This is a genomic window from Streptomyces sp. NBC_01235 (genome assembly GCF_035989285.1).
In the GTDB taxonomy this organism is placed as follows: domain Bacteria; phylum Actinomycetota; class Actinomycetes; order Streptomycetales; family Streptomycetaceae; genus Streptomyces.
This window is the reverse complement of record NZ_CP108513.1, coordinates 3,843,469-3,864,236: the sequence shown is the minus strand read 5'-3', so window position 1 is coordinate 3,864,236 and position 20,768 is coordinate 3,843,469. Positions and strand designations below refer to the sequence as shown.

The window sequence follows — 20,768 nt, the reverse complement described above, 5'->3', positions numbered from 1 at the left end:
GGGCCTTCGTGAGCTGCAGGACCGGCCACTTCGCAGGAACGCCGGAAACGATGCGCACTCCAGGCCGGAACCGGGGTGCGGGCCGAGGGGAGTTACTCGGACTCTTCCCGCGGAACGGCACGGCTGTTGATCGCGTCGGCGATGGCGTAGGCCATGCGGACGAAGGACTCTGCCTGCTGCCCCGACAGGTTCAGCGCGGAGGTCTCCTCCAGGGCCCGCCACATGGCTGCCAGGGGCTCGCGCATGGCACGGCCCTTGTCGGTGAGGTGGACGACCAGGACGCGCCGGTCGTGTTCGGCCGGCTCGCGGATGAGCAGGCCGGCGTCCTGCATGCGGCGGAGGGACTTGGAGACGGTGGAGTGGTCCAGGCCGACGCTTTCGAGCAGCTCGGACTGGGTCTGGCCGTCTCGGTCCAGGAGGTGCATCAGCAGCAGTTCCTGTCCGGGATGCAGGTCCATCTCGCGGAGCATGGCGGCAGCGCGGGCGCGGTGAGCACGGGCGAGCTGGAAGATCGCGTAACTCATCGGCCCCTCGCCGGCCGTCGTGGGGATGCGGGGTGTGGGGGCGGGCATGGTTCGGTTCCTCAGACGGTGTGGGTGGGGTAGTCGGTGTAGCCGGCCACTCCGCCGCCGTAGAAGGTCGCCGGGTCGGGGGTGTTCAGCGGCGCGTCAGAGCGTAGCCGCTCGACCAGGTCCGGGTTGGCCAGCGCGAGGGCCCCGACGGAGACAAGGTCGGCCGTGCCGTGGGCGATGTCCTTGGCGCGGGTGGGCAGGTCGGTGCCGGCCCGGTTGAGGATCAGCGTGGTCGGCCACAGCGCGCGCAGGGTGCCCAGCAGCGCGTCGTCGCCCGCGTGGAGGACGTGGAGGTAGGCGAGGCCGAGCGGGCTGAGGGCGCGCAGGAGAGCCGGATACAGCTCGGCTGTGTCGGACTCGGCGATGTCGTTGTAGGGGTTGCCGGGGGAGATGCGCAGGCCGGTGCGGTCGGCGCCGATCTCGTCGGCCACGGCAGCGACGACCTCGACGGCGAAGCGGATGCGGTTGTCGAGGGAACCGCCGTAGCGGTCGGTGCGCTGGTTGGTGTTGTCGGACAGGAACTGGTGCACCAGGTAGCCGTTGGCACCGTGGATCTCCACGCCGTCGGCGCCTGCCGTGACGGCGGCCGCTGCGGCGCGGCGGAAGTCCTCGACGGTCGTCGCGACCTCCTGCGTCGACAGAGCACGGGGCGTGGGCATGTCCTGGGGCCCGGACGCGGTGAACATCGCGCCCTGCGGCCGGATCGCCGAAGGGGCGACCGGCCGGCGCCCGTGGGGGGTGTTGTCGGGGTGGGCGATGCGTCCGGTGTGCATCAGCTGGATGACGATGCGGCCGTCGGCCGCGTGCACGGCGTCGGTGACCTTGCGCCACCCGGCGATCTGCTCGTCGTTGTGGATGCCGGGGGTGAGGAGGTAGCCCTGGCCGTCGGTGGAGGGCTGGGTTCCCTCGGTGATGATGAGCGCGTGCGAGGCCCGCTGGGCGTAGTACTCGGCGTTCAACTCGGTCGGTACGCCTTCAGGTGTGGAGCGGTCACGGGTCATGGGGGCCATGACCAGGCGGTGCGGCAGGGAGATGTCGCCGACGGTGGTCGGCGTCCACAGGGCGTTCAGCATGAATGGTCCTTCGGTGCGCTGATGAACAGGTGGTGATCGGGAAGGCGGGAGGGCGTGGCGGAAGGAGTGCGGGCGTGATCAGTCGAGGGTGAGGACGAGCTTGCCGCGGACATGCCCGGCGTCGCTGACCTGCTGGGCCGTGGCGGCCTGGTCGAGCGGGTAGGCGGTGACGGTGGTGACGACCTTGCCGGTCGCGGCGTCCTGGGCCAGGGCGGCCAGGCGGGCGGCCGAGCGTTCCTGGCCACCGCTGGCGAAGGTGATGCCGAGCTGGTGCGCGCCGAAGTCGGCGATGGTGACGATGCGGTCGGTGCCGCCGCGCAGGTTGATGGAGTCCTCGAGGGCTCCCTTCCCAGCCAGGTCGAACACCGCGTCCACGCCGTCGGGGGCGAGCGCCCGGACCCGCTCGACCAGGCCCTCGCCGTAGAGGGTCGCGGTGGCGCCGAGCGAGGCGAGGTAGTCCTGGTTGGCGGGGCCGGCGGTGCCGATGACACGCGCTCCGCGGGCCGTGGCGAGCTGGACCGCCAGGGTTCCGACCGCTCCGGCCGCGCCGTGCATCAGCACGGTCTCCCCGGCGGCGACGCCGAGAAGGTTCAGGACCCGCTCGGCCGTCTCGCCCGCCACCGGCAGCGCGACCGCGTGCTGCCAGTCGAGGCCGGCGGGCTTGGGGGCCACGATGGTGGCCAGCGCGTACTGGGCGTACGAGCCGGTGTCCGACCAGCCCAGCACCTCGTCACCCACCTGCACGTCCCGCACGCCCTCACCCAGGGCGTCCACCACGCCGGCGAGCTCGCCACCGGGGACGGCGGGCAGCGGCGTGGGGAACAGCGCCTCCAGTGCCCCGGAGCGGATCTTGCCGTCCAGCGCGTTCAGCCCGGCCGCCTTGACGCGGACGCGGATCTGCCCGGGGCCGGGTTGCGGGACCTCGATGTCCGCCTCGTGCAGCACTTCCGTGCCTCCGAAACGGTCGAACAGGATGGCTTTCATGACGACTCCTCTCGCGCCACCACCCATTTAGGTGGCTGGACACATAATCAACGTAACAGCAAACATGTGGCTAGCCAAGTATTTGCTGTTGCTCGGGCTGCGCAAGATCGGTCGCGGTCGCGTCGGTCTCCTCGGGGCGGCGGAAGGGGGAGGCGCCCCGCCGGAGCGCGCCTTGCGCGGCCAAGGGCTACCTCGACTGGAAGCTGGACGACCGGGCCGGCCAGACCCTGGCGGTGCGCGGCTCCCTTCTGGTTCGGCGCCCGGGTCGGCTCGCGGTTGGCCGCCCGGGCAGCTTCCAGCTCCGCGTCCCTTTCCTCCAGCCGCACCAACAGCTCGGTGTTCGCCTGTTCCAGCGTGTCAGCCTCTGGTCCGAGGGCAGACCTCAAGCCACCTGGCCGCCCTGCCCGACCGGACGTCGAGGGCACACGTCTGCCGCAGGCCCCCGAGGCGGAGCGAGGAGCCCAAGCGGGTCTCGCGAGCCGACGCAACCCGACAGAACGGCAGGAGACCCTGGTCGGTCAGTCCGCACCGAGCGGAATCCGCAGCCGCACCCGGTAGCCGCCCTCCGCGGTAGGGGCCGCCTCCAGGGTGCCGTGCAGGATGTCGGCCCGTTCCCGCAGACCGACCAAGCCCTGCTGTGAACCGGGCAGGGACAGGGAGGGACGCGTGGTCGCGGTGTTGGTGACGGTGACTCCGACGTTGTCGCCGTCCTGCCACAGTTCGACGCGGGCCGTGGCGCCGGGGGCGTGCTTGCGGACGTTGGTCAACGCCTCCTGGACCGTGCGATAGATGGCCCGTTGCGCGGGTGTGCCCACGGCGGGCGGAAGCGCACCCGACAACTCGGTGTGAGTGCCGCTCGACTCCACCAGTTTGTGCAGTTCGGCCAGGGTGGGCTGAGGCGTCAGCTCGGTGGCGTGGCCGCCGGAGGCGCGCAGCAGCGTGACCATGGTGCGCAGTTCGTCGAGCGTGGTGACGCTCAGCGAACGGATCGTGCGGGCGGCCTCCTTGGCGTCCGCGTCCTTGGTGGCGACCTGCAACGCCCCGGCCCGTACGGCGATCAGGCTGACCTGGTGGGAGACCACGTCGTGCATCTCGCGAGCCAGTTGGGCGCGTTCGCGGGCGAGCACGGCCTGGGCGTGCAGGGCCCGCTCGTGCTCCCTGGCCTCCTCGATCTCGGCCAGCCGCCGCGCCAAGTCCCGTTGCGCCTGGAGAAGCTGGCCGAAGAGGACGGGGGCCGCGGCGGTCGCCAGGCCGTACACGAAGAAGACCAGTGTCATGGTTCGGTCGACCTCGGCCAGGGGCCAGGGAGTGCTGCTCGCGAGGGCGGACAGGGCGACGCACACGGCGAGGAGACGGCGGTTGCGGGAGCGTTCGGCCAGGGTGAACAGCGCCACGAGCACAGCGACGGCGACATCCTGCATCAGCGCGATGGGCAGGGTGAGCAGGAAGACGCCGAGCGGGAACCTGCGCCGGAAGACCAACGCGGCGCAGCCGACCGCGGCCAGCGCGACGCCAAGCCGCGTGTGGTCCCACATGTTCAGCCATACGTCCACGGCTGCCACCGTCGCCAGGACGATGTCGACGACCGGAGCAGGAACCCGCTGCCACTGGACGCGTGCGCGGTTCATCGTCTGGCTTCAGGTTGCGGGCGCTCATCGAGCAGTCCGGCCCGCTGCGCCAGCAGCGCGGCCTGCACCCGGCTGGTCACCCGCAGCTTGGTGAGGATCGCGCTGACGTGGTCCTTGACCGTGCCGGCACCCAGGTGGATGCGCGCCCCGATGTCGGCGTTCGACAGGCCCTCGGCCACCAGGACGAGGACGTCGCGCTCGCGGGCGGTGAGCAGCCGGACGCGGGCCGCCTCCTCGTCGACGGCCGTCCGGGTGCCCGGGTGGCTGTGCAGCAGGGTCCGCGACGCCTTGGGGGACAGCACCACACCGCCCGCGGCGAGGGTGCGCACCAGGTGAGCGAGCTGCTCCGGCGCGGTGTCCTTGAGGAGGAAACCGGCCGCGCCGCAGTGCAGCGCGGTCAGGATGTACTCGTCGGCGTCGAACGTGGTCAGCATCGCCACCACCGGAGCGTCCGGCATCGTGCGCATCTCGCGCAGGACGGTGAGCCCGTCGACGTCCGGCATCCGGATGTCCAGCAGCACCACGTCGGGCCGCTCCCGGCGGACGGTCTCCACGGCGTCGCCCCCGCTCGCCGTCGCGACGACCTCGATGTCCTGCGAGGCGCCCAGAATGAGTTCGAAGCCCGAGCGGACCAGTGCCTCGTCGTCCACCACCACTACCCGGATCACGCGCGCTCCGCCTCAGCTTCATCCATGCCGTCCAACCCATGCCGCCTCGACCCTAAAGCCCCACAGAGCCCCCGCGGCCCGACGAGCGGCAGCTCCAGCCACACGGCGGGGTATCACCCTCCAGTCGGCAGGGACACCGTGGCTTTCTGCCAGATACCCATGATCGGCCCGGTCTCCAGCCGGAGCGGCATGACACATCACGCGGACTCCCCGCTGCTCCCGGCCGACGCAGCGTCCCCTGCACGCGAGCGCGGTGAGCCCTCGACCGGTGCGCCCGGCGTGGGTCGGCTGGTCGGACTGGACCTGGCCCGCGGCCTGGCCGTCTTCGGCATGTACGCGGTCCATGTGGGCCCCGCCCCGAGCCGAGGCGGTGTCAGCGGCTTCCTGATGGAGTTGGCGCAAGGCCGCTCCTCCGCCCTGTTCGCCGTCCTGGCCGGCTTCGCGGTGGCCCTCATCACCGGGCGCCGCACACCGAAGACCGGGTCGGCCGGCCGCCAGGCCGTCGCCAAGGTCGTCATCCGGGCCGTGATCCTGATGGCCCTCGGCACCGTCCTGACCTTGACCGGCACCCCGGTCGTGCCGATCCTCGCCTTCTACGGACTGTTCTTCCTGCTCGTGCTGCCGCTGTACCGGCTGGGCGCCAGGCCTCTGGCAATCCTCGCCGCGGGTTGGGCCCTGGTGGGTCCGCAGCTGCTGTACGCGCTGAAGCCGGTGGTCGGCGACCGCGCATTCCCCACCGTCGGCCAGGCCGACGGCCCCGTCTCGCTGCTCTTCACCGGCGGCTACCCGGCCCTGACCTGGCTCCCGTTCGTCCTCGCCGGCATGGCGTCGCCCGCTGCGACCTCGCCGCCACGGCTGTCCGAACACGCCTCGCCCTCACCGGCGTCGCCCTCGCCGTCACCGGCTACGCCAGCTCCTGTCCGGAGCTGCCTCTCGTGCGAACGCTCCAGCGACCACTGGGCGGAACACACCCAGGCAGCTCGGCTCCCGCAGGCAACCCCGAAGAGTGCTGCTCCCTCCTACCAGTCGAACCACCGGGATACCGGGAGAGGAGCGTCCATTGGCCCGTCAGTGGTCCCGTAGGAAGTTCGTGGTCTACTCGCTCGCGGCATCCACGCTGACCGTCGCCGCGCCGCTCGGCTGTGACGCGGCGCCGGCGGAAGGCGCCGAGCCCACCGCGGCCACGACGCGCCGGCCGTCCGACGTGCTGGTGACCGGCGCCGACGAGGAGATGCTGGTCCTCGAAGTCACCGAAGCCAACAAGGTCGTCGTACGACTGCCGCGCGTCGAGGTCGGCCAGGGCGTCACCACCGCGGTCGCCATGATGATCGCCGAGGAGCTGGATGTCCGGCTCGCCGACGTCGACATCCCGCTCGCCGACGCCCGGGCCAAGGGCAACCAGTTCACGGGCGGTTCGAGCTCGGTGAGGTCGCTGTACGGTCCGGCCCGTGAGCTGGCCGCCTTGGCGCGTGCCAAGCTGGTGACCGCGGCGGCCAGGCGCTGGAACCTTCCCGCGCGGTCCCTGCACACCCGGAACACGAAGGTGATCGCACCGGACGGGCGTTCGGCCACCTTCGGTTCGCTGACCGCGAGCGCCGCCCGGATCACCCGGCCGGCCGTGTCGAGCAAACCCAAGCCCGCGTCCCGGCACCGGGTGATCGGGCGACCGACGACCCGGATCGACGCCCGGGACATCGTCACCGGCAAGGCCAAGTACGCCGGGGACCTGGCGGTGGCCGGAGCGAAGCCGACCGTGGTGGCCCGGCCGCCGACGCTCGGCGGGAAGCTCGTCTCGGTCGACTCCCGGGTCGCACGCGCGATGCCGGGCGTCCACGCCGTCGTCAAGGTCGCCGGTGGGGTCGCCGTGGTCGCGGAGTCTTTCCACCACGCTTTCAAGGCGAGGGACGCCCTGCGGATCACCTGGGCACCGGGTCCGCTCGCGTCGCTCTCCGATGCCGCGATCCGCTCGCGGCTGCGGGCCGCCGTCCCACGACTCGGCAACCCGCCGAGCGGATCGGCGCAGACGGAGGGCGAGTTCGAGTTCGCCTTCGTCAGTCACGCCCCCATGGAGGTGCTGACAGCGGTGGCGGACGTTCGTGCGGGCCACGCCGAGATCTGGTTCTCCTCCCAGACGCCGATGGACGCGCGGGAGAGCATCGCCTCGGCGGTCGGGCTGCCCAGTTCGAAGGTGAAGGTTCACGTCATACGAGGCGGCGGCTCCTTCGGCCGGCGGCTGAACTACGACGCCGCGATCGAGGCGGCCCTCATCTCGAAGGCGGCACGCCGGCCGGTCAAGCTGATGTGGAGCCGCGCCGACGACATCCGGCACGGCCGGATGCGCCCGGCCAGCCACCACCGGATCCGGGCCAGCCACGCACGGGGCAGGGTGGTGGCGTTCACCCACGTGATGGCCTCGGTGAGCGAGTCGTACGAGGGGAAGGGCCTTTCCGCTCAGGGGTCCGCTCGGGACGGGGTGACGCCGGCCGTCGCACCTGCTTCCGGCCCGCTGCCCAGCGACAGCGGCCTGTACAACTTCGGCCGTGTGTCCGGGGACTCGGGATCGGTCGAACTGGCGATGCCCCTCGGCGCCTGGCGGTCGGTGGACTCCGGGACGATGCGGACCGCGGAGGAGATCGTCGTCGACGAGGTCGCGAGGAGCCTGGGAAAGGACCCGATCGCCTTCCGGCGCACCACACTCAGGAACAAGGCCGTCAAAGCCGTGCTCGACAAGGTCGCGGACGCCGGTGACTGGGGCCGGACCCTGCCGGCGGGCCAGGCACAGGGCGTCGCCGTCCACGAGGAGTACGACTCCTGCGTGGCCTGCCTGGTCGAAATCGACGCCACCGACCCGAAGAACCCCCGGGTGACCAAGGTGGTGATGGCGGCCGACGTCGGAACGGCCGTCAACCCGCGCGGCCTTGAGGCCCAGCTCATGGGCACCGCGATCGACGGCATCTCCACCGTCCTCCAGGCCGGTCTGCACATCGACCGGGGCGCCGTCCGCGAGAGCAGCTACGCCGACTTCCACTACGCCCGCCAGCGGCACGCCCCGTTGCGCTTCGAGGCACACATCATGCCCTCCCGGCGGGAACCGGGCGGGGCGGGCGAACTCGGCGTCCCGGCCGCGGCCGGCGCCGTCGCCAACGCCTATGCCCGGGCGACCGGTTCCAAGCCCCGCCGCTTCCCTCTCAACTTCTGACCCGACCTCCGAGAAGGTGCTGATGCCCTCCTACTCCTTCGTCCTCAACGGGAAGCCGGTCACTGTCGAGGCCCCGTCCGACATGCCAGTGCTGTGGGTCCTGCGGGACATGCTGAACGTCACGGGACCCAAGTACGGCTGCGGCGTGGGCGTCTGCCGTGCCTGCACGAGCCACCTCGACGGCGAGGAGATCCAGCCCTGTGTCGTACGGGTCGCGGACTGTGCGGACCGCGAGGTCACCACGATCGAAGGCCTGGCCGACGGCGACAAGCTGCACCCCGTGCAGCAGGCATGGCTCGACCGCGATGTCGCGCAGTGCGGCTTCTGCCAGCCGGGCCAGATCATGGCCGCGGCGGCCCTGCTGAAGAAGACGCCCCAACCGACGGACGCCGACATCGACGACATCGAGAACGTCTGCCGCTGCGGTACTTACTCCCGGATCCGCGAAGCGATCAAGAAGGCCGCGGCGAACGGCTGACGGCCGGCCATGAGGGCCGGGGCGTCGGCGAGTGCGGCCCGGACCTGTGGCTGAGGCTGCGGCTGTGGGGCGCCGGTCACCCTCGGCTGGTGCCTGACCGGCCATGACCAGAAAGCCCCGCATGACCGGGTGGCCAAGATCGGTACTGTGCACCAGTTCATCGAGTGGTTCGACCGCACGTATGCCGAGGAGAGGGGGCCCTGGTGTCCCGCGTCGTCTCTGCCGCTCCTCATGCCAACGCCAAGAAGGTGTGCGGTGCGCACGGTGCCGGGGCGGCGAGCTGCACGCGGCTGGTCGCGGACGTCCGTGTTGAGCGACGCGGGCAGCGAGCGCGTCGAGTGGGCCGTCTGCGCCCGCCGACTCAAGGAGAACCCCGACGCACACGCCTGGGATCCAGCAGCACCCCGTCGAAGCGGCCAAGCTGGATGCGGTCTGATTCCGGTCCTGCAGCTCGCACTCTGTGTAAACGCGCTGGCCTGTGAAAATGCTGCCAGAGGCTCCACCCCAGCCCCCCGGCGGCGAGCCTGCGCGCGTTGGAAGAGGAATCCGCTGAGGGCGAGTTCGCCGGTTGCGTCCAGGGAAGTGGTGTACGGGTTCGACCTGATCCGGGGGTTTGCTCCGGCATCGGGATGGTTCCCGCACAGTTGAACGGGCCACCGGCTGATCTTCGAAGTGTCGAAGCCTCGAAGGAGATCAGCACGACGACCGCACCGGACAGTCTGCCCGTGCACGCCCTCGCCGAGGACAACCTCGCCGCGGTGGCCTCTCAGCTCAGGGCCAGCTTCCGTAGCCGCCGCCAGTCCATGGGGGCCCTCGTCCGGGGCACGCCAGGGCGGTGGCGTGGTACCCGTACGCGCAGGGCCCGGGGGTGGATCGTGCATCGTACGGGCGTCGGCAGGGTCAGTGCCTCGCCGTCGACCCCGGCCTCGATCTCGGGCTCGTCCGCGTCGATGACGACCTCCTGGGCGGTCAGGCTGGTGAGGCCGGGCGCGTGCCTCCCCGCGAGCAACTCGGCTGCCTGCGCGGCGTTGTCGACGTTGACGCCCAGGACGCCGAGGGCACCTGAGTCCAGGACCTCGCGGCGTCCGAGGCCGGCGGGGTCGCCCATCCGGTAGGGGTTGTTGCTGACGAGCACGGCCTGGGGTCCGTCGATGGCCATGTCCGCGGTGCGGACGGCCAGCCGGGCACCGCGCCGGTGGGTCAGCAGGTCGGGAAGCGTCTGGAGGATGGTGCGGACCTTGTCGTCGCGGTAGGCGGGACTTTGCACCACGGCTGCGTAGGTGCCGAAGGACGCGTTGTTGACAAAGGCTCGCTCACCGATGAAACCGAGGTCGACGCAGAGTTCGACGCCGTCTGTGAGCGCGTCCAGGCAGGTCGACGGGTCGTCCCGGTCCAGGCCGAGGTCGAGGGCGAAGTGGTTGCGGGTTCCGGCCGAGATCACCATGAAGGGAATGCCGTGCCTGGCGGCGACTCCGGCGACCAGGGCTTGTGTGCCGTCACCGCCTGCGACTCCGAGAAGGTCGGCGCCGTCTTCGACCGCCTTGTCGGCGAGCGCGACCACGTCCTGCTGATGAGCGGTGTCCAGCAGGAGGACGTCGGCGTCGAGCGCCTCGGCCTTCTCCTTGAGGTGGAACTTCTCCACCTTTCCACCGCCTGATCGTGGATTCATGATGAGGAAGGGGCGCTTGGGAGGAGCAGTCCGCGTCTCCTGGGGGCCGGCCGGCTCGCTGTCCCTGCTGAGTGCCGCTCCGCCGACGGAAACCCCGAGAGCCCACAGGGCAAGGGAGACGAGCACGACCCACAGCAGCTCCGCCCATGCGTAGAGCGCCAACACCGCAAGCGGGGCGACGGCGGCCAGGACGAAGGCGAGCAGTCTGCCGATTCCACGCAGGGTCAGTGCCCACCACAGGCTCGCTCCTGTTATGGCCAGCCCGGCCAGCCCGGTACCCAGGAGCGCGATGCTCCTGATTCCGGCGAACGCGAGCAGGACCACCACGGCAGCGAGCCCGGCCACGAGGGCAAGCCGTGCGGACCAACGCTGTACGAGGCGACCGCGCGCCCCGGAGTCCCTGTGCATGGAGCCTCCTGCCGGGTCGGGGTACGGCCGACGCGACTGGGCGTGGCACCCCGTCCACTGGCGATCCGTCCGCCTCGTTCGCTGCCCCACGGGAAGCACCTTGGCACGGGTACGGTCCGCCGACGGCCGCGACCGGGTACGGCTGCGACGGGGCCGGACTCGTCGCGGTGCGTTCCACGCAAGAGCACGCCCGCCACCATGTCCATTGCACCATCCGGCGGTGTACGCCGCATGATCACCACCGCCGCCGCGGCACGATGCACAGCGGTGATCCCCCGCCCGAATCGATCGACACGCCGACACGGCGGGGATTCCATCGCTGCAGAGCCTTCGTGGCGCCTGCGGGCCGGCGCTACCACTCCGGTCGGCGCCGGCCGCGTCTCGCCCGTACGGACCGGGTCGCGCTGACGCCCGAGCGTCAGGCCGGATGCTCCGAGCAGGTGGTGTCGGCCGCCCCCGCGGGCCCGCAGATTCCGTCCCGTTGCCGCTCACGAGGCTCCCGCCCGCGAGGATCCCCTCGACAGGCAGTCCGCGGGAAACCGACATACGGTCGAGCAGCGGGCGCTGCACCGAGATGCGGAGCCCTTGCTTTCTTCCGCCGGTCGATCCTCGTCACGACACCAACAGGAGACTCTCACCATGGCCACAGCATCTGAAACCCCGGTACTGGACACCCTCGCCGCGATGACGGTCGATTCGATCGAGCGGTGCGGGCTGGCTCCGGACATGTTCATGCTCACCCGCATCGCGGCCCTCGCCGCTTCGGACGCTCCGCCGATCTCCTACGCCGCCAACATCGGCCCCGCCGGTCAGGCCGGCCTGTCCGCCGAACAACTGCAGGATGTCCTGGTCGCCATCGCCCCCATTGTGGGCACCGCCCGCGTCATGACGGCAGCCGGCAACATCGCCGAAGCACTTGGTGTCGCGATCGCCGTCGCCGACAGCCAGGGTCGAGGTCGAGCGTAGAGACCGCCCGAGGTCTGGAGCCACCAGCCGCGCCCGGCATCGATGATCGGCGTGGCCTGGAGCTGAGCGAGTTCCCGTGCCTGGGAGAGGCGGCCCTCAGCCCTTGCGTCCATTCTCGCGCGAGACAGCCGAGTTGGACCGATGCGGCCGCCTTCTCCCGCAGGCACGAGGGCGGCGCGACCGTCCTGACACGGCCCGTCGGTGATGTCCTGTCGCCCCCTGCTGGGGTCGGCATGATGCCGATCGTCGGCACATCACCGTCGGACCCGATCGCCTCGTCGCCTGACGTCATGGCTACAGGTACCACCACCTGGGTGGTATGGCGTCCTGATCCGTTGGCCGGGATGCGAGGCGGTTCCCGCCGTTGGATGGTGGAGTCATGAACCAGCACCCCCACCAGTCCCAGCGGATGATCGAGATCGATACCCGGCTCGTCACGACCGGTGCCGTGCTCACTGCAGCCGGTGCTGTGGTGGCGTGCGCCGGCATGGCCATCGCCGCCTACGCCGTGTTCACGGCAAGTCGCCGCATGATTCGCGACATGGACGTGCCTCCCGCCCAGCAGGCGGCCATGAAGTGGCGGCAGGCCAAGGAGGCGTCCCTGGCGGGCATGCGGGCGTGGCAGTCCGCGTCCGACGCCCAGAACGGGTCGCCCGCCGGCTAGTGCCGTGGCAGGCACCGTTTGCCCGTGAGGGAGCGGCGTCCGGTTCGTAGCCGTGGGCGAGTGCGGGACTCTTCGCGGTGTCGTTGCCGGTGACCAGATAGGTGTTCTTCAGGTGGAGCGGACCGGTGATCCGAACCACCGGCACTCACTCCCGCTCACCAGAACCCTCTTCAACGCACTTCAGCGGCAGCAGCTCCAAACCCCGTGCCGATGTCCGGCAACGTCAACGCGGCCGTACCCGCCGCCACAGCCCACCCATGGTGCCCGGCGGGCTGAGACTCAAACGGTGGTGTCCCGGGTGAGGCGCACCATGGCGCGGTAGAGGGCTGTGGGCGGCGGCGCTTCCGGCAGCGGGGGGATCGGTGCGCCGGGCGCGGCGTAGGAGCGGATCATGTGGGCGACCAGGCGGCGCCAGGTGTCGGGGGCGGCGTCGCCGGTGGCGGTGACGACTCCGGCGTTGGCGATGAGCAGGATGACGACGTCCTGGTGGGTGAAGTCGTCGCGCAGGTGCCCGGTGTTCTTGGCGCGGGCGATGAGTTCGAGTAGCCCGTCGTACACCTCGGCGCGGCGAGCCTCCAGGGCCTTGGCGGCGGGGAAGGCCCTGGTCAGGACGTCGGCGAAGCCGCGGTCGGCGGCCTGCATGGCGCAGACGGAGTGGAGGTAGCCGGTGAAACCGTGCCAGGGATCCGGGTCGTCCAGGGCGACGGTGACAGCAGCGGCGTAGGCGTCCATGCGCTCGGCGAAGACAGCGGCCACCAGGGCGTCCTTGGTGGGGAAGCGGCGGGAAAGGGTGGCTTGGCCGACGCCGGCCTCGCGGGCGATGGAGGCCATGGACACGCCGAGTCCGGCGCGGGCGTAGAGGCTGCGGGCGGCGGCCAGGATGCGGCAGCGGTTGCGTTCGGCGTCGGCGCGCAGTCCCTCTCCGGGCTGCTGGTCCGGGGTGTCGCCGGGAACTGCGGAAGAAGTCATGCCCTCACTCTATCCAAATGGAATGGGTTCCCCAGTTCTGTTGTTAGTCTGTGCGACAGTGGAAACGGGGAGGCCGTTTCACTTACCGAAGGGTGCTGTCATGCGCGCTGTCACGCTCGAATCCGTCCCCTCGGCCCCGGCCGTGACCGAGGTGGACACTCCTCGCCCGGAGGCCGGGGAGTTGCTGGTCAAGGTGGCCGCCGCCTCGCTGAACGGCATCGACATCGCCACCGCCGCCGGCTACACGCAAGCATTCATGGAGCACCGGTTCCCGTTGGTCCTCGGCCAGGACTTCGCGGGCACCGTCGAGGAGCTCGGCGAGGGCGTGGAGGGCTTCGCGCCCGGCGACGCGGTCTTCGGTGTCGTGCTGAAGCCGTACCTGGGCGCCGGGTCGCTGGCCCGGTACGTCACCGTGCCCGCCGGACACGGAGTCGCCCGCATCCCCGCGGGCCTGAAGGCGGGGGACGCGGGCGCGCTGGGCGTGGCCGGGGCCACTGCCCTGGTGAGCCTGGACGCGGTGGCCCTGGCCGAGGGTGAGACGCTGCTGATCTCCGGGGCCTCCGGCGGGGTGGGTTCGCTGGCGGTGCAACTCGCCGCCGCCCGCGGCGTGAAGGTGATCGCGACCGCCCGACCCGGCGCGCAGAGCGACTTCGTCACCGGCCTGACCGGCGCGGAGGTCCACGTGGTCGACTTCACCGGTGACCTTCAGGGGCAGGTCCGCGCGATTGCCCCGGAGGGTGTGGACGCGGTGCTGCACCTCGCGGGCGACGGCGCCCGGTTGGCCGCTCTGCTGCGCCCGGGCGGTCGGATCGCCTCGACCACTGGCCTGACCCAGGACGACGTCAAGGGGCACGACGTCACCGTCCACACGATCATGGCCAACCCCGACGCCCGGATCCTGACCTCCCTGGCCGAGCAGGTCGCCTCCGGTGCGCTGCGTGTGCCGGTGACGGCCACCTACCCGCTGGAGCGGGCCACGGAGGCGTTCGACGCCTTCGGCGCCGGCACCCCGGGCAAGATCGCCGTCTCCTGCTCCTGACCCACATTCAGGACCCCGGTATGGGCCTGGCCATCGCCCGCACCTTTGGCAGCCGCGGCTTCGACATCGCCCTGATCTCTCGCACCAAGGAGAAGCTGGAAACGCTGGTCGACCAGCTCCGCCAGGAAGGCATCACCGCCGAGGCATCACCGCCGACGTCCTGGACCGGCCCTCCCTGACCTTCGCCCTGGACGCGGTGAAGGCCCGCTTCGGCGGCATCGACGTACTGGAGTACTCGCCGGCCCCGCACTCCCCGGGGCCCGGCCTCACCCTGGCCGCCCTGGTGGCCTGGGGCCGCTTCGGCCCCTACAGCTTCTGACCCCCCGTCACAAGGAGCCACCCCTGATGCGTGTCACCGTCCTGTCGACCGACGACCCGATCCGGGTGTTCCAGCAGCTCGCCACCGCCGCGTCCCTCGCTCCCGGACGCATCGAACTGGTCGCCGGACGCGGATCGTCGACGATCACGTTCCCGCTGTTCGACCACGACGCGCACGACTACGACATGCTGTACGCCTCCAAACTCGCCCTGCTGATGGCGGTCAACGCCGGCGAGAACGTCACCTGGCGCGGCCCACACCGCCGACGGCCGCTGCACGACGTCACCGTCTTCCCCCGCCCCGAGGAGCCGCTACGGCGGCTTGCCAAGCTCTGCCTGACGAACTCGGCCCAGGCCGACAGCGGATGCGGTCAGAGGCCGATGTCGGTCAGCCACTGTCCGGTGGTGCGGGGGGTGATGCCGAGCAGCTTCTGGGCGGAGTTCTCGGGTGTGATCGAGCGGTCCGGAAGCTTGCTCATGGCCGCGTAGGCTCCGGCGACGTCGGCGGCGGGGCCCTCTCCGATCAGGGGTGCGACGGAGCTGCGGAACTGCTCGGGGGTGATGTGCTCAAAGATCACGTCCTTGCCGAAGTGTGCGCCGAACGCCTCGGCCAGGTCCGGTCCGGTGATCGCCGGGTACTGGCCGACGGAGACCGCGCCGGTGATGTCCGGGCGATCGAAGAGAGCGGCGGCGGCATCGGCGATGTCCAGGTGCGACGCCCAGGAAGCCGGGAAGTCAGCACGGATCGGGTAGGGCAGTACGCCTCGTTCGCGGACCGTGTCGAGGACGTACGGCATGAGCAGGTTCTCCAGGTAGAACGTGGGCGCGATCACCGCATGGGACACCTCGATGTCCGCCAGGCCGCTGACCAGTGCTGCGGCCGCGCCGCCGGTTTCGGGGTCGATCGGGGCACCGCTGGTGGAGAACACCACTCGGGCCGGGCGGGCCGCGCGGACAGCGGCGACGATGTTGTGCGTGTAGGTCTGGCGGTCCTCTTCGGAGACCACCGGCAGGTGGACGAACACCCCGTCAGCGCCGCGGTATGCCTCGGTCAGTTCCGCGGTGGAGCCGTAGCCGGCGGCTACGACCCGCTGCGCGCCGTCCACGGCGGCGCCGGCGTTTCGGGTCAGAGCGGTCACGGACTTGCCCGCGGCGGCGAGAACGGCGACGACGGGGGCACCCTGGGCGCCGGTGGCGCCATGAATCACGTAGGTCATGGCGCCATTAGTGCATGCGATGCACCAGTTACATCAACTGCACTAATGGGGTACGGTCAAAAACGTGACCGATCCCTGTCTCCCCGAGTGCGGCGTCGCCCGGTTCCTCACTCTGCTCAACGGCCCGTGGGCCACCCTGATCGTGCGCGAACTGCTGCACGGCCCCCACCGCTTCAACCAGCTGCGCGAGGCCCTGCCCGGCATCAGCCCGCACACCCTGACCAGCCGGCTGCGCCAGTTCGAGCGGCACGGCATCGTCACCCGCACGGCCTACGCGGAGATCCCGCCGCGCGTCGACTACGCGCTGACCCCTCTCGGCGAGGGGCTGCGCGATGTCCTGGAAGCCATGGGAACCTGGGCCATGGCGGTGCCGGATCCCGAGGCTGACGTCACCGCCTGATGCAGGCCCCGCCCCGCGGCGCGGACGCGGTCACGCCGAGGATGCGAGCCTCTGCCGCAGGGAGTCGTTGTCGTCGTGGTGAACGACCTCCTCGAAGCGCAGCCGCAGACCGTGTCTGTCCAGCAGCTCCGCCACGATCGCGTCGAGCTGTTCGCGATGCTCCTTCGTCCGCGCCTGGAGGTACGCCTCGCGGACATCTTCGGGCTCGTCGGCGAGGACCTGGTCCATGCGCTCGCGGATGTACCGCTTGAGGTTGATGTGCTCCATGAACACCTCGCCGACCCCCGCGTCGACGAGCCGGCCGAAGAGGTCGTCCAGGAGCTCGGGCTGTGTGGCGAAGTGTGGCAGGAGCGGGCCGACGAAGGCGTAGGTGGGGATGCCTGCCTCTTTGAGTTCGGCCAGGGTGCGCAGGCGGCGGGAGGCGAGTGGGGCGCGTACCTCCAGCCAGCGGCTGACCTTGTCGTCGGTGGTGGTCACGGTCATACCGACCTCGGCGCGGGGCAGGCTGGTGAGCAGGTCGATGTCACGGGTGACGACAGGTGACTTGGTGAGGATGCGGACCAGGCCCGGGTACTGAACCGTCTCCAGTTCGCGCAGGATGCCGCGGGTGAGCCGGTACTTCGTCTCGTGGCCCTGGTAGGGGTCGGTGACCGAGCTGAGCAGCATCGTGCCCCGCCGCTTGTCCTCCGGCATCTTCGCCAGCTCCTTGCGGGCGAGCTCGACCGCGTTCGTCTTCACGTACAGGTAGTCGCCCCACTCCTTCACCGACCGACCGAACTGCCGCCCGGCGAAGCTGGCGAAGCAGTAGGCACAGCCCAGCACGCAGCCGGTGTAGGGGTTGATGACGTAGTCGTTCGACGGGGTCCTCGACTTCTGGATCAGGGTCTTCGCCTCGATCTCGACCGGCTCCATGACCGCTTCCTTCCTGCTGACCCGACCGTCCGCGTCCGAGACGCCGGGTTCCGGTGCTGTCCAAGGGCCGGCCGGCTGAAGACCACCGAACCCACATCCATGGAACAATAATCCATGGAAGTTGCTTCCATGGAATGTAAATGGTTTGCTGGACGCCTGGCCGGTTCAGGACCCCTCGTCCCCGCCGGTTCCTTGAAGGCGCACCACCGCGCGGTGGTGGTCACCGCCTGGATTCGGCCTGCCTCAAAGAGTCACATTTCCCCCAATGGGGCGTAAGGAGTGAGCGTCATGACGGTTCCCGCCTTCAACTCGGTCGCCTGGTTCGAGTTCGGCACCGACCAGCCGGAGAAGGTCAAGGAGTTCTACGGCGAGCTCTTCGACTGGAAGTACGTCCTCAACACCAACACCCCCGGCGTGACCTACCACTCGGTGATGACGCCGGGCGTTCAGCAGCCGACCGGCGGGGTGTGGGAGTCGCAGGGCGACTTCCCCAACTACGCGATCTTCTACGTCCTCGTCCAGGACGTCGCCGTGACCGTCAAGCGCGGCCAGGAGCTCGGCGCCGAGGTCCTCATGGAGCCGGTCTCCGACGCTGCGGGCTTCACCTTCGCCCGGCTGCAGGACACCGCCGGCAACCACTTCGGCGTCTTCTCCGTACCCGCCGCCTGACCGGTTCCGCAGGGCCGCGTCTCCACTGTTCACCGCCTGGAGGTTTACCGATGTCCGGCGCCGGCGCCACCAGCGAAAAGATCCCCGTCCACGTCTACGGCGCCCCGACCACCCTGATCGAGTACGGCGGGCTCAGGTTCGTCACCGACCCCACCTTCGACCCGCCCGGCGAGTACCCCATGCCCCTCCCCGGCGACCACAAGCTCGTCAAGACCGACCCGTCGCCCGTCACCGCCGCCGACCTGGGCGGCATCGACGCCATCCTGCTCTCCCACGACACGCACGACGACAACCTGGACAACGCCGGCCGCGCCTTCCTGTCCGAGGTTCCGGTCGTGTTCACCACTGTCAGCGGCGCCGGTCGTCTGGGCGGCAACGCACAGGGGCTGGCCTTCTGGGAGACCGCCGAGCTCTGGCGCCCCGACGGCGGCACCGTGACCGTCACGGGCGTACCCGCACGGCACAGCCCCGTCGGCTGCGAACCGGTCACCGGCGACGTCGTCGGCTTCATACTCACCTCCGACGACCTGCCCTCGGTCTACGTCGGCGGCGACAACGCCGCCCTGGAGCACGTCAAGGAGATCGCCGGGAGGTTCGCTCCCGTCGACACCGCGGTCCTCTTCCTCGGCGGCGCCCGCATGGCCTTCGCCTTCGACGACGCCCTGCTCGCCCTCGACGACGCCCTGCTCCCCCTCGACAGCGCCCAGGGCGCCCAGGCCGCGAAGATGCTCGGCGCCCGCCGGGTCGTCCCCGCCCACTTCGACAGCTGGGCCCACTTCAACGAAGGCCGGAACGAGATCGAGGCCGCGTTCACCGAAGCCGGCCTCGCCGACCGCCTCGACTTCGCCCGATAGCCACCGCCCCCGCGCAAGAACCCAAGGAGCAAGCGACATGACCAGCTTGAACATCGACATCGCCCGTACCTACTTCCAGGCCGTCCAGACCGGAGACATGGCTGCTCTCGGTGAACTCCTCGACGCCGACATCGTGTGGCACCAGCCCGGCGCCAACCGGTTCTCCGGCGAGCACAAGGGGCAGGGCGCCGTCTTCCAGATGCTCGGCAGCATGATGGAGACCAGCCGGGGCACCTTCGCCATCGACAAGATCCACACCCTCATGGGCAACGGCGACCTGGTCGCCGCCACCATCCACTTCACCGGCCGCCACGGCGACGCGTCGATGAGCATGGACGGCGTCGACCTCCTGCGCATCGAGAACGGCAAGATCACCGAGATGTGGCTCTTCTCCGCCGACCCGGCCGCCGAAGACGCCTTCTGGGGCTAGAACCTGCGGTGCCCGAGGCCGACTCGGCCTCGGGCACCCACGAGTCGATCCTTACGCACACGAAAGGCGCCCGCATGCGGAAAATGACCGAGCAGGAGTGGCGGGCGTTCGTCACGCGCGGCACCCGTACCGGCAAGCTTTCCACCGTCCGCGCCGACGGCGGCCCCCACGTGACACCGGTCTGGTTCCTCCTCGACGGCGATGACATCGTGCTCACCACCGAGAAGAACGGCGTCAAGGGCCGCAACCTCGCCCGCGACGGACGGTTCGCCCTCTGCGTCGACGAGGATCAGCCACCGTACGCGTTCGTCCTGCTCCAAGGACGCGCGGAGATCTCCGAGGACCCCGACGACATGCTGCGCTGGGGCGGACTCCTCGGCGCCCGCTACATGGGCGATGGCCGCGCCGAGGAGTACGCCGCACGCAACGGCGGCCCCGGCAACCTCCTCGTCCGCGGCCGCATCGACAAAGTCATCTCCTTCGACGGCATCGCCGACTGACCCGTGGGCTGATGGGGAGGGGCCTGGCGACTGGGTTCGCCCGGCCCCCTCCCCATGAGCCCACGGGCGCTGCGCAGGCCGTCGCGGCTCACGACGCCGGCCGGCCTGGCTGCTTCGGCGCCCGCAGGCCCGGCACCGGCGTCTGCCCGGCGGCCTTCCGTTCCGCGTCCAGGGCCCGTCCGGCCGCCCGCAGCGTGCTGAGGACCGCCGTCACCTCGCGCACGGAGTGCTCGGGAATCACCGCCCCGATCCGCAGTTCCAGCTCGTCCTCGAAGACCTTCAGTGCTCCGTCCACCAGTTTCCGTCCCTCAGGCGTCAGCTCGACGACCGAGGAACGGCGGTCGTTCGGATTGGCCCGCCGCGCGCACAGGCCCGCCGCCTCCAGGCGGTCGACCACCTTGCTCGTGCCGCCCACCGTGATCGAGAACTCCTCCGCGATGTCCTGGATCCGCGGCCCGGGCCGACGCAGCAGCAGATGCAGCACTTCGAACGAGGTCAGCGGCAGGTCGTACGCGGCCCGCAACCGCCCCTCGATGCCATTCCACAGCTCGATCTCCAGCGAGACCAGCTCCCGGTGCAGCAGCTTCAGGTCAGCGTCAGCCATCACTCATCTTCCGAAGAATTATCTTCCGTGGTAGTTAATCGTAGGCTACTGCCATTCCAACCGTACGGACCGGAGTTGCCACTCCGCACGGGCCCGGGTCCTGGCGCCGACCGGCAACCCCGACGGCTTCGCCAGCGACTGAAGGTCATGACGACCAACACGGGACACCGAACCCGAACCCAGCAGCACCACCACCGCTGGCTGCGGCCGACTTCGGCAATTCCTCACGCGTCATCATCTCCATCGCGCCCGGTACCTACCGCGAGAAAGTGACGCTCTGCATGCCGAGGCGTTGAACTGTTCCGGGTTCGGTGGAATCTCCACCGAATTCGGAACAGTTTCAGTTCGCAATGCCTACCGGTTTACACCAACCCTTGCAGCTCCCTGCGTAGGTGTCCTTGCCGGCGATGTACTCGATCGACTGGGCGGCAGCGGCCGCCGAGGTCGCCATCGAAATGCCACCGCCCAGCAAGGTGCCGGTGATAATGGCAGCAGTGGCGAGACTGCGCACACGGTTCATGGTTGGATCCCATCCACAGCAGTGCCC

24 protein-coding genes and 1 pseudogene are annotated in these 20,768 nt (G+C 70.2%); 14 read left to right on the top strand and 11 right to left on the bottom strand.

From position 1 onward, the window contains the following. Nucleotides 1-92: 92 nt before the first annotated feature. The 5 genes from OG289_RS17000 to OG289_RS16980 form a co-directional block, all read right to left on the bottom strand. Complete coding sequence (locus OG289_RS17000) at nt 93-572, bottom strand: MarR family winged helix-turn-helix transcriptional regulator (RefSeq protein WP_327314870.1); 480 nt, start codon at nt 570-572, stop codon at nt 93-95. 11 nt (nt 573-583) lie between these two features. Further along, nucleotides 584-1,645, bottom strand: a complete 1,062-nt coding sequence (locus OG289_RS16995; RefSeq protein WP_327314869.1) for an alkene reductase — start codon at nt 1,643-1,645, stop codon at nt 584-586. Between the two features lie 78 nt (nt 1,646-1,723). Next, complete coding sequence (locus OG289_RS16990) at nt 1,724-2,629, bottom strand: NADP-dependent oxidoreductase (protein WP_327314868.1); 906 nt, start codon at nt 2,627-2,629, stop codon at nt 1,724-1,726. 518 nt (nt 2,630-3,147) lie between these two features. Further along, entirely contained in the window at nt 3,148-4,257 is a 1,110-nt protein-coding gene (locus tag OG289_RS16985; RefSeq protein WP_327314867.1) for a sensor histidine kinase, read from the bottom strand. Next, entirely contained in the window at nt 4,254-4,913 is a 660-nt protein-coding gene (locus tag OG289_RS16980; protein WP_327320706.1) for a response regulator transcription factor, read from the bottom strand. Before OG289_RS16980 ends, OG289_RS16985 begins: the two co-directional genes overlap by 4 nt. Nucleotides 4,914-5,114: 201 nt before the next feature. Between OG289_RS16980 and OG289_RS16975 the strand changes: the two are divergent. From OG289_RS16975 to OG289_RS16965, 3 genes and pseudogenes are all read left to right on the top strand, one after another. Then, nucleotides 5,115-5,863, top strand: a pseudogene (locus OG289_RS16975) (heparan-alpha-glucosaminide N-acetyltransferase domain-containing protein); the annotation flags it as partial. A gap of 152 nt (nt 5,864-6,015) precedes the next feature. Then, nucleotides 6,016-8,124, top strand: a complete 2,109-nt coding sequence (locus tag OG289_RS16970) for a xanthine dehydrogenase family protein molybdopterin-binding subunit (protein ID WP_327320705.1) — start codon at nt 6,016-6,018, stop codon at nt 8,122-8,124. A gap of 22 nt (nt 8,125-8,146) precedes the next feature. Then, nucleotides 8,147-8,602 (top strand): (2Fe-2S)-binding protein, encoded by a 456-nt coding sequence (locus tag OG289_RS16965; protein WP_327314866.1) that lies wholly within the window; start codon nt 8,147-8,149, stop codon nt 8,600-8,602. 766 nt (nt 8,603-9,368) lie between these two features. Here OG289_RS16965 and OG289_RS16960 read toward each other — a convergent pair. Further along, nucleotides 9,369-10,679, bottom strand: coding sequence for a diacylglycerol/lipid kinase family protein (locus tag OG289_RS16960; protein ID WP_327314865.1), 1,311 nt, complete (start codon nt 10,677-10,679; stop codon nt 9,369-9,371). A gap of 639 nt (nt 10,680-11,318) precedes the next feature. On the opposite strand from OG289_RS16960, the gene OG289_RS16955 reads away from it, so the two are divergent. Together OG289_RS16955 and OG289_RS16950 are read left to right on the top strand one after the other, a co-directional pair. After that, entirely contained in the window at nt 11,319-11,645 is a 327-nt protein-coding gene (locus tag OG289_RS16955; RefSeq protein ID WP_327314864.1) for a carboxymuconolactone decarboxylase, read from the top strand. Nucleotides 11,646-12,024: 379 nt separating this feature from the next. Further along, nucleotides 12,025-12,309, top strand: a complete 285-nt coding sequence (locus tag OG289_RS16950; RefSeq protein WP_327314863.1) for a hypothetical protein — start codon at nt 12,025-12,027, stop codon at nt 12,307-12,309. A gap of 279 nt (nt 12,310-12,588) precedes the next feature. Here OG289_RS16950 and OG289_RS16945 read toward each other — a convergent pair whose 3' ends face one another. Further along, nucleotides 12,589-13,278: a TetR/AcrR family transcriptional regulator gene (locus tag OG289_RS16945; protein WP_327314862.1), complete on the bottom strand. Its 690-nt coding sequence runs from the start codon at nt 13,276-13,278 to the stop codon at nt 12,589-12,591. Nucleotides 13,279-13,378: 100 nt separating this feature from the next. Here OG289_RS16945 and OG289_RS16940 point away from each other — a divergent pair, with 100 nt between their 5' ends. From OG289_RS16940 to OG289_RS16925, 4 genes are read left to right on the top strand one after another with little or no spacing between them, the layout of a single operon-like run. Next, nucleotides 13,379-14,317, top strand: a complete 939-nt coding sequence (locus tag OG289_RS16940; RefSeq protein WP_327314861.1) for an NADP-dependent oxidoreductase — start codon at nt 13,379-13,381, stop codon at nt 14,315-14,317. Nucleotides 14,318-14,337: 20 nt separating this feature from the next. Next, complete coding sequence (locus tag OG289_RS16935) at nt 14,338-14,496, top strand: hypothetical protein (protein WP_327314860.1); 159 nt, start codon at nt 14,338-14,340, stop codon at nt 14,494-14,496. Nucleotides 14,497-14,513: 17 nt separating this feature from the next. After that, nucleotides 14,514-14,636, top strand: coding sequence for a hypothetical protein (locus OG289_RS16930; protein WP_327314859.1), 123 nt, complete (start codon nt 14,514-14,516; stop codon nt 14,634-14,636). Nucleotides 14,637-14,662: 26 nt separating this feature from the next. Then, nucleotides 14,663-15,124, top strand: coding sequence for an LLM class flavin-dependent oxidoreductase (locus OG289_RS16925; protein ID WP_327314858.1), 462 nt, complete (start codon nt 14,663-14,665; stop codon nt 15,122-15,124). Here OG289_RS16925 and OG289_RS16920 read toward each other — a convergent pair. Then, nucleotides 15,007-15,852: an NmrA family NAD(P)-binding protein gene (locus OG289_RS16920; RefSeq protein WP_327314857.1), complete on the bottom strand. Its 846-nt coding sequence runs from the start codon at nt 15,850-15,852 to the stop codon at nt 15,007-15,009. The two genes, OG289_RS16925 and OG289_RS16920, sit on opposite strands and share 118 nt — an antisense overlap. A 64-nt stretch (nt 15,853-15,916) precedes the next feature. Here OG289_RS16920 and OG289_RS16915 point away from each other — a divergent pair, with 64 nt between their 5' ends. Continuing rightward, nucleotides 15,917-16,252 carry a winged helix-turn-helix transcriptional regulator gene (locus OG289_RS16915; protein WP_327314856.1) on the top strand — a complete coding sequence of 112 codons (336 nt, stop codon included), beginning with the start codon at nt 15,917-15,919 and terminating at the stop codon, nt 16,250-16,252. Between the two features lie 30 nt (nt 16,253-16,282). Here the strand turns inward: OG289_RS16915 and OG289_RS16910 are convergent, their stop codons facing one another. Further along, the gene (locus OG289_RS16910) at nt 16,283-17,164 is read right to left on the bottom strand and encodes an SPL family radical SAM protein (protein WP_327314854.1); all 882 of its coding nucleotides are present in this window, start codon (nt 17,162-17,164) and stop codon (nt 16,283-16,285) included. Between the two features lie 288 nt (nt 17,165-17,452). On the opposite strand from OG289_RS16910, the gene OG289_RS16905 reads away from it, so the two are divergent. From OG289_RS16905 to OG289_RS16890, 4 genes are all read left to right on the top strand, one after another. Continuing rightward, nucleotides 17,453-17,833, top strand: a complete 381-nt coding sequence (locus tag OG289_RS16905) for a VOC family protein (RefSeq protein WP_327314853.1) — start codon at nt 17,453-17,455, stop codon at nt 17,831-17,833. Nucleotides 17,834-17,883: 50 nt separating this feature from the next. Next, the gene (locus tag OG289_RS16900; RefSeq protein WP_327314852.1) at nt 17,884-18,687 is read left to right on the top strand and encodes an MBL fold metallo-hydrolase; all 804 of its coding nucleotides are present in this window, start codon (nt 17,884-17,886) and stop codon (nt 18,685-18,687) included. A 37-nt stretch (nt 18,688-18,724) separates the two neighbouring features. Next, entirely contained in the window at nt 18,725-19,117 is a 393-nt protein-coding gene (locus OG289_RS16895) for a nuclear transport factor 2 family protein (RefSeq protein WP_327314851.1), read from the top strand. Between the two features lie 74 nt (nt 19,118-19,191). Next, complete coding sequence (locus tag OG289_RS16890; RefSeq protein ID WP_327314850.1) at nt 19,192-19,617, top strand: PPOX class F420-dependent oxidoreductase; 426 nt, start codon at nt 19,192-19,194, stop codon at nt 19,615-19,617. Nucleotides 19,618-19,705: 88 nt separating this feature from the next. Here the strand turns inward: OG289_RS16890 and OG289_RS16885 are convergent, their stop codons facing one another. Together OG289_RS16885 and OG289_RS16880 are read right to left on the bottom strand one after the other, a co-directional pair. Next, a complete protein-coding gene (locus tag OG289_RS16885; RefSeq protein WP_327314849.1) occupies nt 19,706-20,221 on the bottom strand; it encodes a MarR family winged helix-turn-helix transcriptional regulator in 516 nt (171 codons plus the stop codon). Between the two features lie 340 nt (nt 20,222-20,561). Next, entirely contained in the window at nt 20,562-20,732 is a 171-nt protein-coding gene (locus tag OG289_RS16880) for a hypothetical protein (RefSeq protein ID WP_327314848.1), read from the bottom strand. Nucleotides 20,733-20,768: the final 36 nt, after the last annotated feature.